A 22,182-nucleotide genomic window follows, 5' to 3' on the forward strand; every position below is an offset into this window, starting at 1 on the left:
TACGGTTGTGGAATTTGTAGCAGGGGAATCTGACGGCGTCCAGTCTTTACTCTAATTTGGGTCGGCCGCCCTCAGCGATATCGTTTCAGCCCAGTTACAGTGGGTATCAAATAGAAGTTGATCGTCGTACAAGCAAAAAAAAGCCCACCAGAAGGTGGGCTTTTTCAGTCCGCAAAGGCCGTTATCGGGTCTTTGTGGGCTGCGCATCGGCCGCCTGAATCGGTTGCCCGGTCTGTTCGACCCAGCCACCGCCCAGTGCCTTGTACAGGGTGATCTCGGCGCTCAGTTGCGACAGGCGATCGGTAATCAGTGTCTGTTGGGCACTGAACAGCGAGCGCTGGGCATCGAGGAAGGTCAAGTTGCTGTCCACACCGATACGATAACGACGCTCGGCCAGGCGGTAGTAATCCTGGTTGGCCTGGACGAAGTCACGCTGAGCTTGCAACTGATCGTTGTAAGTCTTGCGTGCGGTCAAGCCGTCCGAGACTTCCTGGAAGGCGGTCTGGATGGCTTTCTCGTAGTTGGCGACGTTGATGTCTTTTTGCAGCTTGGCGTAATCCAGATTCGCCTCGAGCTGGCCGAAGTAGAAGATCGGCACGTTGATGGTCGGGGTGAACGACCAGCTGCCTTGCCCGCCCTTGAACAGGTTGCCCAGTTCGGCGCTGGACGAGCCGGCGCCTGCGGTCAGAGTGATGCTCGGGAAGAACGCTGCACGTGCCGCGCCAATGTTGGCGTTGGACGCCTTCAGGGTGTATTCGGCCTGGAGAATGTCCGGGCGACGGGTCAGCAGGTCCGACGGCAGGCCTGCTGGCACTTCGGTGAGCATATCCCCGTCCAGAGGCTGGTTGGGTGCCAGGTTGGCCGGCAGGCCGGTGCCCAGCAGCAACACCAACGAGTTTTCGTCCTGAGCGACCTGGCGCTGGTAGCGCGCCAAGGCTGCGCGGGCGCTTTCGACCGAGGTCCGCGCCTGAGCAAGATCCAGTGCGGAGGAGACGCCGACTTCGCTGCTGCGCGAGGTCAGGCGCAAGCTTTCTTCGTAGGTCTTGAGGGTGTCCTGAGTCAGCTTCAGCAGTTCGCGGTCAGCTTCCCAGGTCATGTACGCCGTCGCCACGCTGGCGACCAGGCTGATCTGGGTAGAGCGCCGCGCTTCTTCGGTGGAGAAGTAGCTCTGCAACGCTTGCTCGGTGAGGCTGCGAACCCGGCCGAACAAGTCCAGCTCGTAGGAGGAGATCCCCACCTGGGCCGAGTAGCTGCCGCTGGTGGTGGTCTGTTGCGAGATGCTCAGGTCGGCGGGCGTACGCTGACGCGTCCCCGTGACCGTGCCACCGATGGCCGGGAACAGATCAGCACGCTGAATGCGGTACTGGGCCTGGAAGGCTTCGACGTTCAGGGCCGCGACCTTGAGATCGCGGTTGTTGGTCAATGCCACCTGGATCAGCTGCTGCAGCGCCGGGTCGCGGAAAAACTGCCGCCAGCCCTGTTCGGCGGCGGCGACGTTGGCCGCCTGGGCTGGCGCGTACGCCGGCCCTTGCGGGTACTGATTGACGACCGGCGACTGCGGCGTCTTGTAATCGGGGATCAACGAGCATCCGCTGAGGATGACGGCGGTCACCGCGATGGAGATCAGTGACTTGCTCATTGGCCAGCCTCATCGTGTGAAATTTGGTTCTTTGGCTGGTTGTCCTTGTCCTTGTCCTTGCCCTTGAAGAGCGACGACACGGCCACGAAGAACATTGGCACCCAGAAGATCGCCAAGGTGGTGGCTGTGAGCATACCGCCGATCACACCGGTACCGATGGCGTGCTGGCTGCCTGAGCCGGCGCCGCTGGAGATGGCCAGCGGCACAACACCCAGGATGAACGCCATGGACGTCATCACGATAGGGCGAAGTCGCATGCGGCAGGCCTCGACAGCAGACTCCACCAGGCCCTTGCCCTGTTCGTGCAGCTCTTTGGCGAACTCGACGATCAGGATGGCGTTTTTCGCCGCCAGCCCCACCGTCACCAGCAGGCCTACCTGGAAGAACACGTCGTTGGACAGGCCGCGCAAGTGCGTTGCGATCAGCGCACCAACCACGCCCAGCGGCACCACGAGAATGACCGCGATCGGGATCGACCAGCTTTCATACAGCGCTGCAAGGCAGAGGAAAACCATCAGGATGGAGATCGAATACAGGACTGGCGTCTGCGAACCGGAGAGTTTTTCCTCGTAGGACAGACCGGTGAACGAGTAACCGATGCCGGCCGGGAGTTTCTTGGCGATGGCTTCGACTTCATCCATGGCCTGGCCAGTACTGTAGCCCGCTGCCGGCGTACCGAGGATCTCGACCGCCGCTACACCGTTGTAACGCTCCAGTTTCGGCGAGCCGTAGACCCACTTGCCGGTCGCGAATGCCGAAAACGGCACCATGGTCCCGGAGGAGTTGCGTACATACCACTTGTCCAGGTCTTCCGGGCTCATGCGCGCGCTTGGAATGCCTTGCACGTAAACCTTCTTGACCCGACCGCGATCGATGAAGTCGTTCACATACGAGCTACCCAGCGCGGTAGAGATGGTGGTGTTGATGTCAGCAATGGAGAGGCCCAAGGCGCGGGTTTTCTCATCATCGAGTTCAAGCTGGTATTGCGGTTCGTCGGCCAGGCCGTTCGGACGGGTCGCGGCCAGGATCTTGCTCTGGGCCGCCATGCCGAGGAACTGGTTACGCGCTTCCATGAGCTTTTCATGGCCCACGCCACCCTGATCCTGCAGGTAGAAGTCGAAACCGGTCGCGTTACCCAGTTCCAGTACCGATGGCGGCACCACCGCAAACATCATGGAGTCGCGGAAGGAGAAGAACTTCTGCTGGGCGCGTTTGGCAACTTCGAACACGCTCATGGTGGAGTCGCGGTCTTCCCACGGCTTGAGCAGTACGAACGCCAGGCCGGAGCTCTGACCGCGACCGGCGAAGTTGAAGCCGTTGACGCTGAAGACCGAGCCTACCGCCTTGCCTTCACCGTTCTTCTCGTCCAGCAGATACTCGCGCATCTTGTCCAGCTGTTGCTGCGTGCGCTCGGCCGAGGAGCCGGCAGGCGTCTGCACCTGGGCAAAGATCACGCCCTGGTCTTCATCGGGCAGGAAGGCTGCCGGGATGATGGTGAACAGGTAGACCATCGCCGCGATAATGCCCCCATACACCAGGAAGGCCGGGATGCGATGGGTGACGATCTTCTTCACGCCGCCTTCGTAGTGGTCTACGCCGCGGTCGAACATGCGGTTGAACCAGCCGAAGAACCCACGCTTGGGTTGGCCGTGCTTGTCTGCATCGATCGGCTTGAGCATGGTGGCGCACAGCGCCGGGGTGAAGATCAGGGCAACCAGTACCGACAGTGCCATCGCCGAAACGATGGTGATCGAGAACTGCTTGTAGATCACGCCGGTGGAACCGCCGAAGAACGCCATCGGCAACAGTACCGCCGAGAGCACCATGGCGATACCGACCAGGGCGCCCTGGATCTGCCCCATGGACTTCTTGGTGGCCTCCTTGGGCGTCATATGCTCTTCAGCCATTACCCGTTCGACGTTTTCCACCACAACGATGGCGTCGTCCACCAATAGACCGATGGCCAGGATCATACCGAACATGGTCAGGGTGTTGATGGTGAAGCCGGCCGCCGCGAGGATGCCGAACGTACCCAGCAATACCACCGGTACCGTCATGGTGGTGATGAGGGTGGCACGCAGGTTCTGCAGGAACAGGTACATCACCAGGAACACCAGGATGATCGCCTCGACCAGGGTTTCCACTACACCGCTGATCGATTCCTTGACCACTGGCGTGGTGTCATACGGGTAGACCGCTTTCATGCCTGGCGGAAAGAACGGCTCCAGGGTGGCGATGGTCTTGCGGATCGCTGCGGCGGTGTCCAGGGCGTTGGCGCCCGGTGCCAGCTTGATGGCCATACCCGAGGCAGGCTTGCCGTTGAACTGTGCGTCGATGGCGTAGTTCTGGCCACCCAGGGCGACATCGGCGACATCCTTGACGCGCACTTGCGAGCCGTCAGGATTGACCTTGAGCAGGATGTTCTTGAACTGATCGGCAGTCTGCAGGCGCGTCTTGCCGATGATGGTCGCGTTCAGCTGCTGGCCTTTCACCGCAGGCAGGCCGCCGATCTGGCCGGAGGACACCTGCACGTTCTGGGAGGAAATCGCAGTGGAGACATCACCTGGATTGAGCTGATAGTTGTTCAGCTTGGCCGGGTCGAGCCAGATGCGCATGGCGTACTGCGAACCGAACACCTGGAAGTCACCCACGCCGTTGGTACGCGAGATCGGATCCTGAATGTTGGAAACGATGTAGTTGGACAGGTCGTCCTTGGTCAGGCTGCCGTCGGTCGACACCAGGCCGATCACCAGCAGGAAGTTTTTCACTGCCTTGGTGACCCGGATGCCCTGCTGCTGTACTTCCTGCGGCAGCAGCGGGGTGGCCAGGTTGAGCTTGTTCTGCACCTGGACCTGGGCGATGTCGGGGTTGGTACCCTGGTTGAAGGTGGCGGTGATGGTCATGCTGCCATCGCTGTCACTTTCCGACGATACGTAACGCAGGTTGTCGATACCGTTGAGCTGCTGCTCGATGACCTGAACCACGGTGTCCTGCACGGTTTGCGCCGAGGCGCCCGGGTAGGTGACCTGGATCGCGATGGCGGGCGGTGCGATCGACGGGTACTGGTTGATCGGCAGGTTGAAGATCGAGATCGCTCCGACCAGCATGATCACCAGGGCGATTACCCAGGCGAAGATGGGGCGGTCGATAAAAAATTTCGACATGGTTTACTTCCCTTGGCCGCCGACGGCATTAGCGTCTACGGGGGTGGCTGGCTTGGCGTTGCCGGCTTCGGTAGCCTTCACTTCAACGCCAGGCTTGACGTACTGCAGGCCTTCGGTAATGACGCGGTCGCCCGCGTTGAGGCCCTTATCGACCAGCCAGAAGGTCCCGGCAGTCTGGGTGGCTACCAGCTCGCGCGACTCGACCTTGTTGTCCTTGTTCACCACCATCGCGGTAGGAACGCCGCGGATGTCGTGGGTGACGCCTTGCTGTGGTACCAGCAGGGCCTGGGCGGCTACGCCGGTCTGCAGGCGCGCATGGACGAACATCCCCGGCAGCAACTGGTGGTCGGGGTTGGGGAACTTGGCGCGCAGGGTCACGGAACCGGTGGTCTGGTCGACCGAGACTTCGGAGAACTCCAGGGTGCCGTCCTGGCCGTACTCGCTGCCATCTTCGAGGGTCAGCTTGATCTTCGCCCCGTTTGCCCCGGCTTTCTGCAGCTGGCCGCTGGCCAGTGCACGGCGCAGCTTGAGCATGGCGGTGCTGGATTGAGTCACGTCAACGTAGATCGGATCCAGCTGTTGTATGGTCGCCAATGCGGTGGTCTGGCCGTTGGTCACCAGCGCGCCTTCGGTCACGGCGGAGCGGCTGATGCGCCCGGAAATAGGCGCCAGCACCTTGGTATAGCGCACATTGATCTGTGCGGTCCGCAGGGTGGCTTCGGCTTGCAGGGAGGTGCTGCGTGCGTTGTCGTATTCCTGACGGCTCACAGCCTGTTCATCGATCAACTGCTTGTAGCGATCGGTCAGGGACTTGGCGGCCTGCAGGCTGGCTTGCGCGCTTGCCAGGGTGGCCTCGTAGGTGGCCGGATCGATCTGATAGAGCTGCTGACCTTCCTTGACGTCGGTGCCCTCGGTGTACAGGCGTTTGAGGATGATGCCGTCGACCTGCGGGCGGACCTCGGCGACGCGGAAGGCCGTGGTGCGGCCTGGCAGATCGCTGGTCAGGGTGTAGGACTGGGGTTGCACGGTAACCACGCCGACCTGAGGAGCAGGAGCGGGGCCGGGGGCCGCCGCTTCTTCCTTCTTACAGCCACTGAGCACGGAGGCCAGGGCGATGGCGGATACCAAGGCGGTAACAGCTGGCTTGAATTGCATGAAGATCCTCGGTCATGAGCACGCATGGGGGCTCATAGGATAGTGGAATTGAGTAAAAAAATGTTTCGACTAGATAAGTAGCTTACTAACGAATATACTTACGTTCACGGCTGTTTGTAAACACCTTTATCGGATACATCCACCCGCCGAAACCGTTTGTTCAAAAAGCCCGGGAAGAAAGCGCAACAATGGCTCACCCGGTTCCGATCTCAGGGCGCTTCAAGGCCCGCCCGAGATATCCTGATCGAGGTTCTACTGCCATGGTTCGTCGTACCAAAGAGGAAGCGCTGGAAACACGCCGGCAAATTCTCGAAGCGGCAGAAAAAGCGTTCTACGACCGTGGTGTCGCACGCACGACGTTGGCAGATATCGCTGCCATGGCGGGTGTCACGCGCGGTGCCATCTATTGGCACTTCAGCAACAAGGCGGATCTGGTGCAGGCGATGCTCGACAGCTTGCACGAGCCGCTGGACGAACTGGCACGTGCCAGTGAGGATGAGCAGGAGCTTGACCCGCTGGGATGCATGCGCAAGCTGCTGGTGCAATTGTTTCAACAAATCGCCATGGACCCGCAGACCCGACGTATCAACGAAATCTTGTTTCATAAGTGCGAATTCACCGATGAAATGTGCGACTTGCGCCGTCAGCGCCGCGAAGTCAGCGCAGACTGTAATGTGCGCATTGATTTGTCATTGCGCAATGCGGTGAATCGCGGCCAATTGCCGCAGGAGCTGGATACGGCACGTGCTGCGATGAGCCTGCATGCCTTTATCGACGGTAATATTGCGCAGTGGTTGTTGCTGCCTGACAGCTTTGATTTGTATGTCGAGGCTGAGCGCTTGGTAGATACGGCGCTCGACATGCTGCGATTGTGCCCGGCGTTACGCAAATGAATGTTTTTTTCCAGATGTAACAATTTGCGCCAACGCCTGCCTGTACCCACGCAAAACGCCGCCTGCTGAGTCCACAGCAGGCGGCGTTTTCGTGTGCCAGTCGCGAACGTCAGTCGTTCGAAGGGTCCACCGCCTCGTAGGGCAGGCCCACGTAGTTCTCGGCAATGGTGGTACGGCCGGCGGCAGAGCTGACGAAATAATCCAGTTCGGTCTGCTGCATGCGCTGGGTAAAAGGATCGGCATCCGGGAAACGGTGCAGCATCGATGTCATCCACCAGGAAAACCGTTCGGCCTTCCACACGCGGCGCAGGCAGATGGCCGAGTAACGCTCCAGCAGGTCGGTACGGCCGTGCTCATAGACTTTGCGCAGGATGTCGAACAGGGTACTGACATCGCTGGCGGCGAGGTTCAAGCCCTTGGCGCCGGTGGGCGGGACGATATGCGCCGCATCTCCCACCAGAAACAGCTTGCCGTACTGCATGGGCTCGACGACGAAACTGCGCAGCGGCGCGATGCTCTTCTCGATCGAGGGTCCGGTCACCAAGCGTTCGGCCAGGTCTGCTGGCAGACGGGCCTTGAGCTCGTTCCAGAAGCGATCATCCGACCAGTCCTCGACTTTGTCCTCGGCGTCCACCTGCACGTAATAACGGGTGCGGGTGGGCGAGCGCATGCTGCACAGGGCAAAGCCCCGTTCGTGGGTGGCGTAGACCAACTCTTCGTTGACGGGGGGCGTATCGGCGAGGATCCCCAGCCAACCGAACGGGTAGACGCGCTCGAACGTCTGCAGCACTCCGGCGGGGATCGATTGCCGGGCGATGCCATGATAGCCGTCGCAACCGGCAATGTAGTCGCAGTCCAGGCGACAGGTTTCGCCGTCCTTTATAAAGGTGACATAGGGCTGTGCGCCTTTCATGTCGTGCAACTGCACGTCACTGGCCTCGTAGACGGTTTGCGCGCCGACCTCCTGGCGCGCGGCCATCAAGTCGCGGGTGACTTCGGTCTGGCCGTAGATCATCACTGCTTTGCCGCCGGTCAGCCCGGCCAGATCGATATGCACGCGACGGCCCTTCAAGGCCAGCTCGAACCCATGGTGAGGCAGGCCTTCGATGTCCATGCGCTGGCTGACGCCTGCTTTGCGCAGCAGGTCGACCATGCCCTGTTCGAGCACGCCGGCACGGATGCGACTGAGCACGTAATCGGGGCGTTGGCGTTCGATAATGATGTTGGCGATCCCGGCGTTGTGCAGCAACTGGCCGAGCAAGAGTCCGGACGGACCGGCACCGATGATTGCGACTTGAGTCTTCATTATTGTTGTCTCGGGCAAATTCGCTGCGGGCGTGTCGCGGCCCGGCGAAGGTATTTTTATGATTGCTCTGCCGGTATTTTTCGCTTGTGGCCTAGGCTTTAACAGAGGAAATTGGCGTATTTCTCTGTACTTTTCGCCAATCGGGGCGATTATCGGATGGGAGGTTGGGTGGTGCTGTCGACAGTGATCCCGGTGTTCAAACTCTATGGAGAAGGCCAGGACTGGGCCACGCCTGATTTGCTGCATTGCGAAACCATCCCCAAACGCAGCCGCGTGCACCACTGGGAGATCCAGGCGCACCGTCATGCCGACCTGTGCCAGTTGCTGTACTTGCACAAGGGCGTGGCGCAGATCGAAATCGAAGGGCAATCCTTCACCCTGGACAAACCCGCCCTGCAGGTCGTCCCGCCGCTATGCGTGCACGGGTTTCGGTTTTCCGAGAACGTCGACGGTTTCGTCCTGACCCTGGCGGCACCGCTGGTGACGCAGTTGCACGCGCAACCCGGCGTGAGTAGCGATGTGCTGGGTAGCGCGGCGACCTATCCGGCCGGGCGGGATCGCGCCTACCTCAGCCGGTTGTTCAGCACCTTGCAGCATGAATATCAGAGCGAGCAGCCCGGACGCGATCTGTTGATGTTGTCGCTGGTCAACGTGCTTGGCGTCTGGGTCAGGCGGCAGTTCATCGAGCGCCATGCGGCCGCGCAGGCGCCAGAGCGCGGGCGTGAGTACTTCAGCCGTTTCAGTGCACTGGTCGAGCGTCGTTATGTGCAGCACCGCAGCATCGAGCAGTTGGCGCACGAGGTCGGTATCTCGGTCGCGCACCTGAATGTCATCTGCCGGGAATTGGCGGGGCAGTCGGCCTTGCAGGTAGTCCATCAACGCCTGCTGTTGGAGGCCAAGCGCAACCTGATCTACACCAACATGACCATCAACCAGCTGGCCGAGCGCCTGGGGTTTGCCGATCCGGCTTATTTTTCGCGGTTCTTTCGACGCCTGACCGGTGTATCGCCCAAGGTCTTCCGGCAGCAGGACGTCAGCCTTCGTCGTTGAGCGGGCGTCGTGTGCCGACCTTGGAGCAGGTAGAATGCGCGGCAATTTCCCGGTCAATGTTGGAGCACAAAGATGGCACGCAAAGCATTCAAGTGGCACGAGGCCGTATCGGCGGTGGTCCCCGGCGAAGGCGGTTATCGCGCGGCCATTGCTGTGAAAAACCTGGAGGGCGGTGGCGCCCCGCAATTTCACAAGGTACTGGACGGTCAGACTTTCAAGACCGCCTTTGATGCCGACGTGGCTGCTTGCGAGGTGCTGGCGCAACTGACCGATGTCGATGACGAAGGGCAGCTGCACTGGCAACCCTGATGTATCAGGCCTTGGGGCGATACATCTGGAACAGCGCCTCGGGGCCCAGCCGGAAATAATCCGCCGGACCGCCACCGCGCAGGATCGGCTCGGCCGCTGCAGTGTCGTAGATGCCGTCCTTCAGCAGCGACTGGGCAATGTGCACGGCGACGACTTCGCCGAGTATCAACCAGCTCGGCACCAACTGCTGATCGGCGCGTTGCAGCTGAATGATCTGGGTGACTTTGCACTCGAACGCCACCGGCGTCTCCTTGACCCGCGGCACGCCGACGATCTGCGAGGGCACTGCGGTCAGGCCGCTCAATTCGAACTCGTTGACATCGGGGGCCACCGGTGCGCAGCTCTGGTTCATCGCCTCGGCCAGCGGCCGGGTGGCAAGGTTCCAGACGAACTCGCCCGTCGCTTCGATGTTGTTGAGGCTGTCCTTGCGGCCGATGCTGCAGAAACCGATGATCGGCGGGATGTAGTTGAAGGCGTTGAAGAAACTGTAAGGCGCCAGGTTGAGTTTGCCGTCGGCGCTTTGCGAGGAGATCCAGCCGATGGGCCGTGGGCCGACGATGGCGTTGAAGGGGTCGTGGGGCAGGCCGTGGCCGTTGGCGGGTTGGTAGCTATAGATGGTGTCTGTCACGATGGCGGATCCTCATGGCGGCGAATGCCCCAGTGTACGCCAACATCGGGGCAGACGACGCTCAAGTGCGGACGGTCAGTCGGCGTCGATCCTTGAGTTGTCGCGGGTGTCCTTCATGAACACATACACCAGCAGCGAGCAGGCGATGCAGGCGGTGACATACCAGTAGTAACCGCTTTCCATGCCGGCTTGCTTGAACCACAGCGCGATCAGCTCGGCGGTGCCGCCGAAGATCGACACGGTCAGTGCGTACGGCAGGCCGACCCCCAGGGCGCGGATCTGAGCCGGGAACAGCTCGGCCTTCACGATCGCGTTGATCGAGGTGTAGCCGCTGACGATGATCAGCGCCGCCATGATCAGGAAGAACGCCCCCCACCAGGTTTCGATGGCGTGCAGGGTGGTCAGGATCGGCACCGTGAACAGCGTGCCCAGTACCCCGAAGGCGATCAGGATCGGCCGGCGGCCGATCTTGTCCGACAGTGCGCCGATCACTGGTTGCAGGCACATGAACAGGAACAGCGTGGCGGCGGAAATCGCCGTCGACTCACCCTTGCTGAAGCCCACGGTGTTGACCAGATACTTTTGCATGTAGGTGGTGTAGGTGTAGAACGCCAGGGTGCCGCCCATGGTCAGGCCGACCACGGTGAGCAACTCCTTGGGGTGGCGCATGAGGATGGTGATGGTGCGTTCTTTCTTTTTGCTCTGTTGCGTCTTGGTGAAGGATTCGGTTTCTTCCATGCCGCGGCGAAGGTACAGGGCGACCACCGCGCACATCGCGCCGATCACGAAGGGCACGCGCCAGCCCCAGCTGATCAGTTGCTCTTCGGTGAGGGTCTGTTGCAGGACGATCAATACCGCCAGAGCAATGAGCTGGCCGGAGATCAGCGTCACGTACTGGAAGCTGGAGAAGAATCCGCGATGTTCCTTGCTGGCCATCTCGCTGAGATAGGTCGCCGAAGTACCGTATTCGCCCCCCACCGACAGGCCCTGCATCAGGCGCGCGAGCACCAGCAGGATCGGCGCGGCGACACCGATGGTTTCATAACTCGGGGTCAGGGCGATGACCAGGGAACCGAAGCACATCAACAGTACCGAGGCCATCAGCGCTGCCTTGCGGCCTTTGCGGTCGGCGTACAGGCCCATCAACCAGCCGCCCAGCGGGCGCATCAGGAAGCCGACGGCGAAGATCGCGGCGGTATTGAGCAGTTGGGCGGTGAGGTCCCCCTTGGGGAAGAACACTTGAGCGAAGTACAGCGAAAACGCAGCGTAGACATACCAGTCATACCACTCGACCATGTTGCCCACCGAGCCGCTGAATATGGAGCGCAGGCGACTTGAAGTGGTGCGGGTGGTTGTCGCATCGGCAGATGCAGGTGCAGGGCTCTGCATAAAATTTCCCCAGGGGTTGTTTTTTTAAGGCGCGCAAACTAACACGGTCGATGACCAGGGCCTGGGAGGCATATTTACAAGTTGTTTCAGCGAGTGCCGAGGAAGGGCGGGAAGTGCGCCACAGCACTGTTACAGCAAGGGAGGGGGATTTGTAGGCAATTATGTAACAAGATTTCTGGAGCCGCACATGCAAGCGCAGGATGCCCTGCGCTTGCGCTTGGCGACTTACAGCAGTTCGAAACTCTGTTGCTTGACGGTCTGCGAATCCAGGCCGATCTGCACGTTGAACTGACCTGGCTCGGCCACATACTTGAGCTGAGCGTTATAGAACTTCAGATCGTCCTCACTGATGCTGAAGTGCACGACTTTCTGCTCGCCTGGCGCCAATTGCACCTTCTCGAAGTTTTTCAGCTGCTTGACCGGGCGGGCGATGGAGGCGGTGACATCGCGCAAGTACAACTGCACCACCGTCGCACCGGCGACCTTGCCGGTATTGGTGACGGTCACGCTGGCGTCGAGCTTGCCGCCTTTCTTCAGGGTCTGTGCCGAAAGGGTCACGTCCGACAGGTTGAAGTCGGTGTAGCTCAGGCCGTAGCCGAACGGATAGAGCGGGCCGGTTTCATCATCGAAATACTGGGACTTGTAATTGCCAACCTGTCCCGCCACGACCGGGCGGCCAATGCTCACGTGGTTGTAGTAGGTCGGGATCTGGCCGACGGAACGCGGGAAGGTAATGGGCAACTTGCCCGACGGGTTGTAGTCGCCGAACAGCACGTCGGCGATGGCGTTACCGCCTTCAGTGCCGCTGAACCAGGTCTCGAGCATTGCGTCGGCCTGGTTGCGCTCATTGACCAGCGACAACGGCCGACCGTTCATGAGCACCAGCACCAGGGGCTTGCCGGTGGCCTTGAGCGCCTTGATGAGATTGCGCTGGACCTCGGGAATTTCCAGAGTAGTGCGGCTGGCGGATTCATGGGACATGGGGCGCGCCTCACCGACCGCTGCGACGATGACATCGGCCTGTTGGGCCGCTTGCACCGCTTCGGCGATCATCTGCTCATCAGAGCGCGGATCGTTCTGGACCTCGACACGGTCCTGGGTAATGCCGTTGAGGAAATCGATGGTCTTTTTGTCGTCGGTGATGTTGGCGCCGCGTGCATAGACCACCTTGGCCTTGTCGCCGACCGCATTTTGCAGGCCTTGCAGCAAGGTGACGGTCTGCTCGTAACGGCCCGCGCCCGACCAGCTGCCGAGCATGTCGGCGTGGGAATCGGCCAGCGGCCCGACCAGGGCGATGGTGCCTTGTTTCTTGAGGGGCAGGGTCTGGTTGCGGTTTTCCAGCAGCACCATGCTCTTGCGGGCGACCTCGCGGGCAGGTTCGCGATGCAGGCGGCTTTCGGCATTGATATCCACCGGATCGTCGCTGGCCTTGCCGATGCGGCGGTAAGGGTCGGCGAACAGACCCAGGTCCCACTTGGCGCCGAGGACTTCGCGCACGGCGTTGTCGATCTTGCGCTCCGGCACCGCACCGGACTTGACCAGCGCCGGCAGTTCGGAGCCGTACAGCGAGTCGTTCATGCTCTGATCGATACCGGCGGTGATCGACTGCTGCGCCGCGTCGGCGCCGTCGCGGGCGACACCGTGCTTGATCAGTTCGGCGATAGCGCCATGGTCACTCACGGTCAGACCCTTGAAGCCCCAGTCCTTGCGCAGCAGATCCTGCATCAGCCAGGTGTTCGAGGTGGCTGGCACGCCATTGATCGAGTTCAGCGCCACCATGACGCCACCAGCGCCGGCATCGAGGGCGGCGCGGTAAGGCGGCAGGTAATCGTTGTACATGCGCACTGCGCTCATATCGACGATGTTGTAGTCGCGTCCACCCTCGACCGCGCCGTACAGGGCGAAATGCTTGACCACCGCCATCAGGCTGTCCGGATTGCTGAGTTGCTTGCCTTGATAGCTCTGCACCATGACCTTGGCGATGCGCGACACCAGGTAGGTATCCTCGCCGAAACCTTCGCTGGTGCGGCCCCAGCGTGGATCGCGTGCGATGTCGACCATCGGCCCATAGGTCATGTCGAGGCTGTCGGAGGTGGCTTCGATTGCCGCAGTACGCGCGCTCAGGGCAATGGCGTCCATGTCCCAGCTGGACGCCAGGCCCAGGCTGATCGGGAATACCGTACGCTGGCCGTGGATCACGTCATAGGCGAACGACATGGGGATTTTCAGACGGCTGTGCTTGACGGCTGCGTCCTGCATCATGCGGTTGTCGGGCCGGTTGACCGAGTTGAACGTGGCGCCGATATGACCGGCGGCGATTTCTTTGGCGATCTGCTCGCGGGTCATCTCCGGGCCGATGCTGATAAGGCGCAACTGGCCGATCTTTTCTTCCAGGGTCATGCGTTTCAACAGATCGTTGATAAACGTGTCCTTGTCTTTGTTCGCGACGGTCGAAACTGCGGCCTGGACCGGTTGAAAGGCCAGGCCAACGCACAGGGCAAGCAAACACAACTTGTTCATTGAATATTCTCGGGGCGTACTGCGGTATCGATAGGGATACGGCGCCGCCAAAGTGAAAAAGGCAAGCGGCTGTTATTGTTCGAAGCTGGGCATCTTTTAGCCGATTGCGCGGCCGCAATCCAGCCCCGACGCATCATGGCTTGCCGTGTGAAGGCCTGACGCCCGCAAATACGGCACCTTGGCGCGAGTGAAAAGTGACTGAACGTCGGCGTACGGCATTTACCCCGTGCTCGCGAACGCGCAGCGCCGTAAAATACCCGGCTTTACCCGTGCGCGGGCGTCCGAGGTTTTGCTGTATATGTCTGCTTCCCTGCCTTCTGCCAAAAACAGCGCTGCCCAGAGCCTTGGCTCCGAGGATCCCTGCGCGCAGTTTCTGTCGGTGCTCGACACCAGCCTGCACCACAATGCCCTTATCAAGATGGTGTTCTCCCGCCACGTTGGCCCGGAGGCGGAGTTGCAGCGCGTCAGCGTCAAGCCGCTGATGGTCAAGGACCAGCCTTGCCTGTCGTTCGTCTATCGCTACAAGACGCGCGATATCACCCGCAACCTGAGCCTGGCAGAGGGCGTTGCGCAGGTGGCCGAGTGGTTGCCGCAGGTGTTCAAGACCGCGCATTTGCTGACCCTGACCGACGAGTTGCAGCTGGAATTCAGCAAGAAGGGCAAAGCCATGCTCCATCGCAGCAAGGCCGCCCAGGCCCGGACGCTGCCATCGGCCGAGCACGATCGCGAGAAAAAGCGTTATCTCGAATTGTCTCGACCCTTCCTGCAGGACCTGGGCGTCACCAATGGCCAGCACGAGCTGATTCCGGCGATGTCGCGCAAATGGAAGCAGATCAACAAGTTCATCGAAGTGTTCGCTCACGCACTGAGCACCTCCAGCCTGCCCACGGACAGACCACTCAAAGTCGCCGATTTCGGTTCGGGCAAGGGTTACCTGACGTTCGCGATCCACGATTATCTGCGCAATACCTTACAGCGAGAGGCCGAGGTCACGGGCGTGGAGTTGCGCCAGGACATGGTTACCCTGTGCAACAGCGCCGCCGCTCGACTGGAGCATTCGGGGCTGGTGTTCGAGTGTGGCGACGTGCGCAGCGTGGTGCCCAGCCAGATCGACGTGATGATCGCGCTGCATGCCTGTGACATCGCCACTGACTACGCGATCCATACCGGCATTCGTTGTGGCGCGGCGATCATCATGTGCTCGCCTTGCTGTCACAAGGAGATCCGCCTGCAAATCCAGAGCCCTGGCCTGCTCAAGCCAATGCTGCAATACGGTCTGCACCTCGGGCAGCAGGCCGAAATGGTCACCGATGCGTTGCGGGCCCTGTATCTGGAAGCCTGTGGCTACGAGACCAAAGTGTTCGAGTTCATTTCGCTGGAGCACACCAATAAAAACAAGATGATTCTGGCGGTCAAGCGCGCCACACCGCAGAACGTCGAGGCCCTGCTGGAAAAGATCCAGGCGTTGAAGGCCTTCTATGCGATCGAATCGCAGTCTCTGGAATCCCTGCTGCGCGCCGATGGCCTGCTGCCAGGCCCGGCGGTTTTGTCGCCTGTGCAGTGACAAGCGCAACTGATGGGACGGGGCTGTCCTGTTGTTCAAGATGATTCGGTCTTGAACAATAGGGAGCCAGGCTTATGGCATCTCGACTCATCGAAGCTTGCGACCCCGTGTACCTGACCCCTCGGGAGCGTGAAGTGCTGTACTGGTATGGCAAGAGCAAGACGTCCTGGGAAATCGCGCTGATCCTGGGATGTGCCGAAACCACGATCAATTTCCATTTCGCCAATATCCGCAGCAAATTCGCCGTGGGCAGCCGCGGTGCGGCCTGGCATCTGGCGCAGGCGCGGGGAATGCTGCGTACCGATTGACACTTGTGCCACGCCCACGCCAACGCCCATCCCTTGATGGGCGTTGGCGTTTTTGTGTGCGTTGTTGAACCTGTTTGTACGCGTGGTGCGGACAAACCCGGGGCGTTGTTCCAAGACAGAGCGGACAACACTATAGGGGCATGCGGCACCGCATCCGGTGCCCCCTTCGTTTGGTGAGCGTCAAGCATGCAGACCTTATTCGAGGACGCCTCGGCACTACTCCCGCCGTGCCGTTTGCGTCATGACCCTTTCTGGCCGCCGGTGCACTGCACGCAGGTGCGTCAGGCCTTGAACCTCGGGCAGACAATCAGCGACCAGCGCCTGGCGGTTGCCCTGCACAGTGCATTGATCCGGGTGGAGCGCGATTTGGCGGGCGCCCGCTGCCTGTGGCGACGCCAAGGCTACAAGGCGCTGGAACAGGTCCCATGTGCGCTGGATGGCGAACTCCCGGTGGTCGTGCGCCAGTATCTTGAAACACTGTACGAACACGTGCGGATGTTGCTGGCAGAGCAGTTGCACATCAGGGAGTGCTGGCATGGCTAACAGCCTCGCGACTCTTTATGTGGGCCTGGGCCTGGCCACACTTGCACCGCTGATCGATGGCGACGCCTTGTTCGGCGCCTTGCTGGGCGGCTGGCTGGTCACTACCACCCAAAGTGAACTCAAGGCTTGGCAACGGCTGGCGTCGTTGCTGATGTCGGCAGGGGTGGGCTATCTGTTCACGCCGGTGGCACAGCCCTTGTTACCGGTACTGTCCAATGGCGCCGCGGCGTTTTTCTGCGCGATGCTGGTCATTCCGGTCAGCGTCAAGATCATGCACTGGACGCACTCCGCCGATTTGCGCGACATCGTCCAAAAACTGCGAGGTGGACGACCATGACCCTTGGATTGATTGTGCCGTTGATCACGGCCAGTGCGTTTCTGGTGAGCGCGTTGCTGCTGGTCTGCGGTCGGCAGACTGCGCCGAGGCCTTCGAGGCGGGTCAAGCTGTTCAGCAGCTTGCTGGGGGTCTCATTGTGCCTGGCCAGCCTGGAAATCCTGCTGTTCCAGCCCTCGGTGAGTTTGTGGCATGCGACTACCAGCGTGCTGCTGTGCTGCCTGATTATTCGGGTGCGGGGTCAGATGGCGCTGCTGCTGGGGGGGGCGGATGATGAGTGATCAGAGGCCATGGCCAGGGTCAGGATCAAGCGTTCGGCCCGCGCGAGCCTTGTTCGTACAGGCTGTCCAGGCGTTGCTCCAGGTCGCGCAAGCGTTGGCGCTCCTGGGCCATTTGCTGAACGAACTGCTGGTCGGCTGCCGTCAGCGTACGAAAGATCGCCAGCATCCGCTGTTCTGGTTCCGACGCCGACTCTTCGAGTTGGGCCGTGCGCCGCATGGGCCCCGCGCCGGTCAGCAACCAGTCGAGGCTGATGCCGTACTGTTCGGCCAGATCTATGCAAACTGAGTAAGGCATGCGCTCCCGGCCTTTCCAGCTGCTGAGGGTCTGCGGGCTGACCCCTAGCTGCTCGGATAGGCCGCTATCGGTGCTCGTAGCGGTTATCTGCTTGAGCCGTGCGATGATCTCGGTCGACTTGGAAATACTCATAATGAATACACTCGTTTGACTTATCCACATTTTGTAGCATAATTTTACTCGGGGTGCGTACATTCCCCGATCCATGGATAGGCGAAGTTGAGCTGGGAAGCACCGCATTGAAACGAACTACGCAAGTTGAAGAAAATTCCTACAGATTCCGAGGAAAAGTCCTGTGAGCAGAATCTACTTTCAAGCCTTTGCTTGTTACAGCTTACAAGAGACGACTCTTCGGAAAAAGAAAACTCAGGGGCTGCTGAATAAGGCCCCGCTGTCCTGACTCATCAATCGGAGCTATCCATGAGCACATACAAGATGGTCTGTCCGCATTGCGCGAGCCGCATGCGTATTCGTACCAGTGAAGGCCGCCATATCTTTCTGCGAGTGGCTTACCTGCAATGCACCACCGAAGCCTGTGGCTGGTCGGTGCGTGCGGAATTTGAAATGACCCACGAACTGTCGCCCAGTGGCATGCCCAACCCAGAGGTCAGGCTACCGCGAGCCGATTGCGATTTGCGCCGGGCGGCGATCAAGCCTGTCGTACCGGCTCCGGCCTTGGCGGCGACGGATTAGCACTTCGCCTCAACGGCGCGGGCGTACGGGCTTGTCTTTGATCACCGGCACGTTGAGCTCCGGCAGGCCCAGGGGATGGGACGTCGCATCGAAGAATTCGAGGGCGGTGGGGGACTCGCGAAAGAGCGTCGCGTAATGCCGCTTCTGGCTGATGATCCAAGCGTCGCTCAGCGGGAAAATGGCAATCGCCAGGTGCTCGACCTTGGCGCTGAGCAGGCTGTCGATGATGTGCTGATCCTGTGCGTTGAGGTTATGTCCGAACAGGCAAAGAGGGCCTTGATGTTGCCGCAACTGTTGCAGGCAGTTGCTCAAGTAAGCGCAATCACGAATGCTCGCCAGTTTGTCGTGGCTCGGGCCTTCGGCGACGAACAGCGGGACGTCCCCCGGAGTGTTGATGGCAAAGCCATCGAGCAGCGCGCTGTCGACCGCCGTGCGCCGCCGGATGCTGCCGTCGGCATGCTTGATCAGATGCAATCCACCGTGCAGGTAGAGCAGGCGCGTCGTACCGGGCGTGGCGGCTTGCGGATCAAACTCGCCCTCGGCGTCCATCCAGTCATCGAAACCCTCGGGGGCGTGCAGCATCGCCCAGTGGCAGAGCAAGTCGTAATTGCTCGAGTAGACGGTCGGGTACTGACGCAGTGCCTGATTCAAGTGAGCCAGGGTCTTGGTGCTGACCAGTTGCCACGGAATATGCACGCTGCGCATGGCATGGATCAACGCTTCCTTGATCGCATAATAGCGATTGAGCGGTGCGGTCGAGCTGATGGCTAGCGCGGCGTTGATGCGTACTGTGGTGTTCAAGCCGCTGAGCACGCGCTCGAAGTTCTCGGTGTTCAGGTGCTTGAACAATGCCAGGTCGGATTGCCCCAATGGCCGATTGCGCACTTTTTGCGCTCGTTCGAACAGCGAGTCATAGCCGAAGTTACGCGATATCGCGCGGCTGCCACCGTTACCCAATAACAGGCCGGTGCACGTGTTGGCGAGGGGCAGACTTTGCCATTGAGGCAGGTGGGCGTCGAAATCTTGCTGGTCCATGGGAACGTTCGTCGGGCTCGGCGATGGGCGAGGCGCGACTTTAACATGGGCGCCAGTGCGCACGGGGACTGTTCAAGACAACGCTTGAGCAACCGCGCGAGGGTCACGATGTAATCGGCAGTTCCTTGAGCTGATGGATCATCTTGCCGATCTGCTCGGCGTTGCGATCCAGTGTCTCCAGGGCGCCGCGTACATTGTCGGCCACAGCAACATCGTCGCCGCGGACCTCGACCCACAGTGCCAGCTCTTCGATGGCTGCCGCCAGGGCGACCTGATTTTCGTAAAGCTTGTCCAGAACCGCCGGAACTATCTGTTTTTCCGTCATGGCGTGCATCTCTTGGGCATCTAAAAGAACTCATCACAGAGGACTGGCCAATTACTGCAGAGTTCTATTTATTTCGTAAAGCCCAAAAAGTCCATCGGTTTACCCGATGGACTTCAATCGCTGCTTCGGCAACTACGGCATACGTGGCAGTTCCTGCGGGCGCAGATCGAACACCAGCACCTCGGCATCGATACCGCGGGCCAGGTGCAGCGCGGTTTCTTCGCGGACTCTCACGCCGTCGCCCTCGTTGAGCCGTTCACCGTTGAGCTCGACACTGCCGCAGGCGACATGCACGTAGGCATAGTGACCCGGATCGAGGTTGAGCGTGGCCTGCTCTTCACCATTGAACAGCCCTGCATAGACGCGAGCCTGCTGACGAACGGTCAGCGAGCCATCGGCGCCGTCCGGTGAAATGATCAACTGCAGGCGACCGCGTTTCTGCTCGGCGCTGAAATGCTCCTGCTGATAGCGCGGTTCGGCACCGGCTTCGTCGGGCACGATCCAGATTTGCAGGAAGTGCACCCCTTCGGTCTGCGAATGGTTGTACTCGCTGTGCGCTACGCCGGAGCCTGCACTCATCAGTTGCACGTCACCAGGGCGGATCACCGAGCCGGTACCCAGGGTGTCCTTGTGTTCCAGAGCGCCTTCCAGCACATAGGAAAAGATTTCCATGTCGCGGTGCGGATGCTGGCCGAAGCCTTTGCCGGCGATGACCCGGTCATCGTTGATCACCAGCAGGTCGGAAAACCCCTGCTCGCGGGGATTGCGGTAATGCCCGAAGGAAAAGGTGTGGAAAGATTTCAACCAGCCGTGGTTGGCAAGGCCGCGTTCAGAAGCTTTACGAAGGGTCAGCATGATCGTCTCCAGAGTGGGTGGGCGAGCGGCCGAGGCGTTTCGCCGGTTCGACGGCAAGAGGTTTGCGTCGCGTTGGAAGAAGATTAATGCTTTTGCGGATTACTAATAAGGCGCTGAAACAGGTATCACTGTCTCCATAAGGTTGACAGTCATTTATTCTGCCTGCCTGAGGTATCTACAGGGATAATTGCGGCCGTGCGTTGGGCGCTCTAACCTGCCATTCAATTGATGTTGTCGGCGCGGGGCAGGCCGTTATCACCCCCTCTTTATTTGCGAGATGCCCAATGATCCGCATCGCACAGGTGACCGTGTCACTGGAACGGCGCGAGCTGTTCGCCGGTTCCCAGCCGATCAAACTGGGCAGCCGCGCCTTCGATATTCTTGAGTTGCTGATCAATGCCAGAGGGCAGTTGGTCACCAAGGATGAACTGTTGGCAAGGGTGTGGCCGCACTCGGTGGTCGAGGAAAACAACCTGCAGGTGCACATTTCGATGTTGCGCAAAGTGCTGGGGGGCGGTCGGGATCTGATCAAGACCGTCCCCGGTCGCGGCTATCGGTTGCTGCTCGACGACGAACACGATTCAGCGCCAGCAGCGCTGGATCGCCCGCCCATCGATGCGGCGCTGCCGACGACCGAGCCTACCGGGCGCGATCACTTGTTGATTGCCTTGCTCGAGCGTCTGGGGCTGCAGGACATGCTCGACGAAAGCCGTGGCCAGCCCAGCGTTGTGCCACTCCCTGCCGCAGAAGAGCCCGCCGGACCCTGGTGGCAGGGCTCGGGAGTCACAGTGAACACTCCTTTGAACAGCATGGATGCGGTGGTCTATATAGTCGACGATGAAAGCTCGGTGCGCTCGGCGCTGGCGCGCTTGTTGCGTTCGGCGGGTGTCGCGTCGAAAGCCTTCGCCTGCGCCGAGGATTTTCTTCAGGAGCCCTACGCCGAGCAGTTGGCGTGCCTGGTGCTCGACGTCAACCTGCAGGCCAGCAGTGGTTTCGATCTGCAGCAGGAGTTGCGTCGACGCGGCTGCGAGATGCCGATCATCTTCATGACCGGGTACGGCACCATCCCCATGTCGGTCAAGGCCATCAAGGCCGGTGCGCAGGAATTTCTCACCAAGCCTTTCGATGAGGGGCAATTGCTCGAAGCTGTCGACAACGCCCTGGCCTACGCGCGCCGGACCTATGCGCTGACCACCCGGACCCGAGAGATCCGCCGGCGCTTCGAAACGCTTACCCCGCGCGAGCGGCAAGTGCTGGCGCTGCTGATCACCGGGCGCATCAACAAGCAGATTGCCCATGAACTGGGCACGCGGGAGGTTACCACCAAGGTTCACAAGAAACACATCATGACCAAAATGCACGCTGCCACGCTCATCGAGTTGGTGCAGATGTGTGAGTTGATCGGTTTCGACGCCGCCCTGCAGCGGCCCAATGTCATCTGATGCCCAGGTTGTGCGGCGGCCCCCATCAGCGCGCGATCACCTTGGCTGCCGTGAAGATGCCCCTATGATCCAAATCTGTATCGTCGATGATGACGCCTCGGTGCGCAAAAGCCTGGCCAACCTGCTCAAGTCGGCGGGCTTCGCGACGCTGTCCTTCGCCTCCGGTGAAGCTTTCCTGGCCTCCACGGCGGCCGACGACTCGGCCTGCGTGCTGCTCGACTTGCGCATGCAAGGCATGCAGGGGCTCGAGGTGCAACGCTGCCTGCAGGCGGCGGGCAAGCGTCTCGGGGTGATCTGCATGTCGGCACACAACGATGAAGAGTCCATCGACGCCGCGTTGCAAGGCGGTGCCGCGTGTTTCTTGCGCAAGCCCTTTTCCGAAGACGTCCTGCTGACGGCCATTGCGCGACTGGTCGAGGCTGGCTGAGTGACCATACCCTCGGCCCCCCCTTCA

At 60.6% G+C, this 22,182-nt stretch carries 22 protein-coding genes; 11 read left to right on the plus strand and 11 right to left on the minus strand.

Features of this window, described 5'->3' with window-relative positions:
* Positions 1–181 precede the first annotated feature (181 nt).
* The 3 genes from LIX93_RS25425 to LIX93_RS25435 are packed head-to-tail and all read right to left on the minus strand — an operon-like array spanning position 182 to position 5,958.
* The gene (locus tag LIX93_RS25425; RefSeq protein WP_226506831.1) at positions 182–1,639 is read right to left on the minus strand and encodes an AdeC/AdeK/OprM family multidrug efflux complex outer membrane factor; all 1,458 of its coding nucleotides are present in this window, start codon (positions 1,637–1,639) and stop codon (positions 182–184) included.
* The gene (locus LIX93_RS25430) at positions 1,636–4,803 is read right to left on the minus strand and encodes an efflux RND transporter permease subunit (RefSeq protein WP_226506832.1); all 3,168 of its coding nucleotides are present in this window, start codon (positions 4,801–4,803) and stop codon (positions 1,636–1,638) included. The genes LIX93_RS25425 and LIX93_RS25430 overlap by 4 nt, the downstream gene beginning before the upstream one ends.
* Positions 4,804–4,806: 3 nt before the next feature.
* Positions 4,807–5,958, minus strand: a complete 1,152-nt coding sequence (locus tag LIX93_RS25435) for an efflux RND transporter periplasmic adaptor subunit (RefSeq protein ID WP_226506833.1) — start codon at positions 5,956–5,958, stop codon at positions 4,807–4,809.
* A 260-nt stretch (positions 5,959–6,218) separates the two neighbouring features.
* On the opposite strand from LIX93_RS25435, the gene LIX93_RS25440 reads away from it, so the two are divergent.
* Positions 6,219–6,851 carry a TetR family transcriptional regulator gene (locus LIX93_RS25440; RefSeq protein WP_226506834.1) on the plus strand — a complete coding sequence of 211 codons (633 nt, stop codon included), beginning with the start codon at positions 6,219–6,221 and terminating at the stop codon, positions 6,849–6,851.
* A 109-nt stretch (positions 6,852–6,960) separates the two neighbouring features.
* Here LIX93_RS25440 and pobA read toward each other — a convergent pair whose 3' ends face one another.
* On the minus strand, positions 6,961–8,157 hold the full coding sequence (pobA, locus tag LIX93_RS25445) for a 4-hydroxybenzoate 3-monooxygenase (RefSeq protein WP_226506835.1): 1,197 nt from the start codon (positions 8,155–8,157) through the stop codon (positions 6,961–6,963).
* A 156-nt stretch (positions 8,158–8,313) separates the two neighbouring features.
* On the opposite strand from pobA, the gene LIX93_RS25450 reads away from it, so the two are divergent.
* Both LIX93_RS25450 and LIX93_RS25455 read left to right on the plus strand, forming a co-directional pair.
* Positions 8,314–9,207 (plus strand): helix-turn-helix domain-containing protein, encoded by an 894-nt coding sequence (locus LIX93_RS25450; protein ID WP_226506836.1) that lies wholly within the window; start codon positions 8,314–8,316, stop codon positions 9,205–9,207.
* 72 nt (positions 9,208–9,279) lie between these two features.
* Positions 9,280–9,516: a hypothetical protein gene (locus LIX93_RS25455; protein WP_226506837.1), complete on the plus strand. Its 237-nt coding sequence runs from the start codon at positions 9,280–9,282 to the stop codon at positions 9,514–9,516.
* A 4-nt stretch (positions 9,517–9,520) separates the two neighbouring features.
* Here the strand turns inward: LIX93_RS25455 and LIX93_RS25460 are convergent, their stop codons facing one another.
* The 3 genes from LIX93_RS25460 to bglX form a co-directional block, all read right to left on the minus strand.
* On the minus strand, positions 9,521–10,144 hold the full coding sequence (locus LIX93_RS25460) for a flavin reductase family protein (RefSeq protein WP_226506838.1): 624 nt from the start codon (positions 10,142–10,144) through the stop codon (positions 9,521–9,523).
* A gap of 75 nt (positions 10,145–10,219) precedes the next feature.
* On the minus strand, positions 10,220–11,533 hold the full coding sequence (locus tag LIX93_RS25465) for an MFS transporter (RefSeq protein ID WP_226506839.1): 1,314 nt from the start codon (positions 11,531–11,533) through the stop codon (positions 10,220–10,222).
* 225 nt (positions 11,534–11,758) lie between these two features.
* The gene (gene bglX, locus LIX93_RS25470) at positions 11,759–14,053 is read right to left on the minus strand and encodes a beta-glucosidase BglX (protein ID WP_226506840.1); all 2,295 of its coding nucleotides are present in this window, start codon (positions 14,051–14,053) and stop codon (positions 11,759–11,761) included.
* A gap of 298 nt (positions 14,054–14,351) precedes the next feature.
* On the opposite strand from bglX, the gene LIX93_RS25475 reads away from it, so the two are divergent.
* From LIX93_RS25475 to LIX93_RS25495, 5 genes are all read left to right on the plus strand, one after another.
* Positions 14,352–15,617: an SAM-dependent methyltransferase gene (locus LIX93_RS25475; RefSeq protein WP_226506841.1), complete on the plus strand. Its 1,266-nt coding sequence runs from the start codon at positions 14,352–14,354 to the stop codon at positions 15,615–15,617.
* Positions 15,618–15,691: 74 nt separating this feature from the next.
* The gene (locus tag LIX93_RS25480; RefSeq protein ID WP_226506842.1) at positions 15,692–15,925 is read left to right on the plus strand and encodes a helix-turn-helix domain-containing protein; all 234 of its coding nucleotides are present in this window, start codon (positions 15,692–15,694) and stop codon (positions 15,923–15,925) included.
* Between the two features lie 186 nt (positions 15,926–16,111).
* Positions 16,112–16,468 carry a head completion/stabilization protein gene (locus LIX93_RS25485; protein WP_226506843.1) on the plus strand — a complete coding sequence of 119 codons (357 nt, stop codon included), beginning with the start codon at positions 16,112–16,114 and terminating at the stop codon, positions 16,466–16,468.
* Positions 16,461–16,805: a putative holin gene (locus LIX93_RS25490; RefSeq protein WP_226506844.1), complete on the plus strand. Its 345-nt coding sequence runs from the start codon at positions 16,461–16,463 to the stop codon at positions 16,803–16,805. Before LIX93_RS25485 ends, LIX93_RS25490 begins: the two co-directional genes overlap by 8 nt.
* Positions 16,802–17,083: a phage holin family protein gene (locus LIX93_RS25495; RefSeq protein WP_226506845.1), complete on the plus strand. Its 282-nt coding sequence runs from the start codon at positions 16,802–16,804 to the stop codon at positions 17,081–17,083. Before LIX93_RS25490 ends, LIX93_RS25495 begins: the two co-directional genes overlap by 4 nt.
* A gap of 25 nt (positions 17,084–17,108) precedes the next feature.
* Here the strand turns inward: LIX93_RS25495 and LIX93_RS25500 are convergent, their stop codons facing one another.
* Positions 17,109–17,510, minus strand: a complete 402-nt coding sequence (locus LIX93_RS25500) for a helix-turn-helix domain-containing protein (RefSeq protein ID WP_226506846.1) — start codon at positions 17,508–17,510, stop codon at positions 17,109–17,111.
* Between the two features lie 288 nt (positions 17,511–17,798).
* On the opposite strand from LIX93_RS25500, the gene LIX93_RS25505 reads away from it, so the two are divergent.
* The gene (locus tag LIX93_RS25505) at positions 17,799–18,071 is read left to right on the plus strand and encodes an ogr/Delta-like zinc finger family protein (RefSeq protein ID WP_226506847.1); all 273 of its coding nucleotides are present in this window, start codon (positions 17,799–17,801) and stop codon (positions 18,069–18,071) included.
* A gap of 9 nt (positions 18,072–18,080) precedes the next feature.
* Here LIX93_RS25505 and LIX93_RS25510 read toward each other — a convergent pair whose 3' ends face one another.
* From LIX93_RS25510 to LIX93_RS25520, 3 genes are all read right to left on the minus strand, one after another.
* Positions 18,081–19,106: a DUF4917 family protein gene (locus LIX93_RS25510; protein WP_226506848.1), complete on the minus strand. Its 1,026-nt coding sequence runs from the start codon at positions 19,104–19,106 to the stop codon at positions 18,081–18,083.
* A gap of 103 nt (positions 19,107–19,209) precedes the next feature.
* Positions 19,210–19,431 (minus strand): hypothetical protein, encoded by a 222-nt coding sequence (locus tag LIX93_RS25515; protein WP_226506849.1) that lies wholly within the window; start codon positions 19,429–19,431, stop codon positions 19,210–19,212.
* A 132-nt stretch (positions 19,432–19,563) separates the two neighbouring features.
* A complete protein-coding gene (locus LIX93_RS25520) occupies positions 19,564–20,286 on the minus strand; it encodes a pirin family protein (RefSeq protein WP_226506850.1) in 723 nt (240 codons plus the stop codon).
* Positions 20,287–20,570: 284 nt separating this feature from the next.
* Here LIX93_RS25520 and LIX93_RS25525 point away from each other — a divergent pair, with 284 nt between their 5' ends.
* Entirely contained in the window at positions 20,571–21,728 is a 1,158-nt protein-coding gene (locus LIX93_RS25525) for a response regulator (protein WP_226506851.1), read from the plus strand.
* Positions 21,729–21,801: 73 nt separating this feature from the next.
* Entirely contained in the window at positions 21,802–22,155 is a 354-nt protein-coding gene (locus tag LIX93_RS25530; protein ID WP_226506891.1) for a response regulator, read from the plus strand.
* Positions 22,156–22,182: the final 27 nt, after the last annotated feature.

Origin of the sequence: Pseudomonas sp. MWU16-30317, from assembly GCF_020515695.1 — a bacterium.
Taxonomy (GTDB): Bacteria; Pseudomonadota; Gammaproteobacteria; order Pseudomonadales; family Pseudomonadaceae; genus Aquipseudomonas.

What these genes read in the sequence shown, in the direction of transcription:
- LIX93_RS25450 (WP_226506836.1), top strand. Translation starts at nt 8,314, where the DNA reads ATGGGAGGTTGGGTGGTGCTGTCGACAGTGATCCCGGTGTTCAAACTC.
- LIX93_RS25515 (WP_226506849.1), bottom strand. Translation starts at nt 19,431, where the DNA reads ATGACGGAAAAACAGATAGTTCCGGCGGTTCTGGACAAGCTTTACGAA.
- LIX93_RS25490 (WP_226506844.1), top strand. Translation starts at nt 16,461, where the DNA reads ATGGCTAACAGCCTCGCGACTCTTTATGTGGGCCTGGGCCTGGCCACA.
- LIX93_RS25480 (WP_226506842.1), top strand. Translation starts at nt 15,692, where the DNA reads ATGGCATCTCGACTCATCGAAGCTTGCGACCCCGTGTACCTGACCCCT.
- LIX93_RS25505 (WP_226506847.1), top strand. Translation starts at nt 17,799, where the DNA reads ATGAGCACATACAAGATGGTCTGTCCGCATTGCGCGAGCCGCATGCGT.
- LIX93_RS25440 (WP_226506834.1), top strand. Translation starts at nt 6,219, where the DNA reads ATGGTTCGTCGTACCAAAGAGGAAGCGCTGGAAACACGCCGGCAAATT.
- bglX (WP_226506840.1), bottom strand. Translation starts at nt 14,053, where the DNA reads ATGAACAAGTTGTGTTTGCTTGCCCTGTGCGTTGGCCTGGCCTTTCAA.
- LIX93_RS25520 (WP_226506850.1), bottom strand. Translation starts at nt 20,286, where the DNA reads ATGCTGACCCTTCGTAAAGCTTCTGAACGCGGCCTTGCCAACCACGGC.
- LIX93_RS25500 (WP_226506846.1), bottom strand. Translation starts at nt 17,510, where the DNA reads ATGAGTATTTCCAAGTCGACCGAGATCATCGCACGGCTCAAGCAGATA.
- LIX93_RS25455 (WP_226506837.1), top strand. Translation starts at nt 9,280, where the DNA reads ATGGCACGCAAAGCATTCAAGTGGCACGAGGCCGTATCGGCGGTGGTC.
- LIX93_RS25475 (WP_226506841.1), top strand. Translation starts at nt 14,352, where the DNA reads ATGTCTGCTTCCCTGCCTTCTGCCAAAAACAGCGCTGCCCAGAGCCTT.
- LIX93_RS25425 (WP_226506831.1), bottom strand. Translation starts at nt 1,639, where the DNA reads ATGAGCAAGTCACTGATCTCCATCGCGGTGACCGCCGTCATCCTCAGC.
- LIX93_RS25435 (WP_226506833.1), bottom strand. Translation starts at nt 5,958, where the DNA reads ATGCAATTCAAGCCAGCTGTTACCGCCTTGGTATCCGCCATCGCCCTG.
- pobA (WP_226506835.1), bottom strand. Translation starts at nt 8,157, where the DNA reads ATGAAGACTCAAGTCGCAATCATCGGTGCCGGTCCGTCCGGACTCTTG.
- LIX93_RS25510 (WP_226506848.1), bottom strand. Translation starts at nt 19,106, where the DNA reads ATGGACCAGCAAGATTTCGACGCCCACCTGCCTCAATGGCAAAGTCTG.
- LIX93_RS25485 (WP_226506843.1), top strand. Translation starts at nt 16,112, where the DNA reads ATGCAGACCTTATTCGAGGACGCCTCGGCACTACTCCCGCCGTGCCGT.
- LIX93_RS25465 (WP_226506839.1), bottom strand. Translation starts at nt 11,533, where the DNA reads ATGCAGAGCCCTGCACCTGCATCTGCCGATGCGACAACCACCCGCACC.
- LIX93_RS25525 (WP_226506851.1), top strand. Translation starts at nt 20,571, where the DNA reads ATGATCCGCATCGCACAGGTGACCGTGTCACTGGAACGGCGCGAGCTG.
- LIX93_RS25495 (WP_226506845.1), top strand. Translation starts at nt 16,802, where the DNA reads ATGACCCTTGGATTGATTGTGCCGTTGATCACGGCCAGTGCGTTTCTG.
- LIX93_RS25430 (WP_226506832.1), bottom strand. Translation starts at nt 4,803, where the DNA reads ATGTCGAAATTTTTTATCGACCGCCCCATCTTCGCCTGGGTAATCGCC.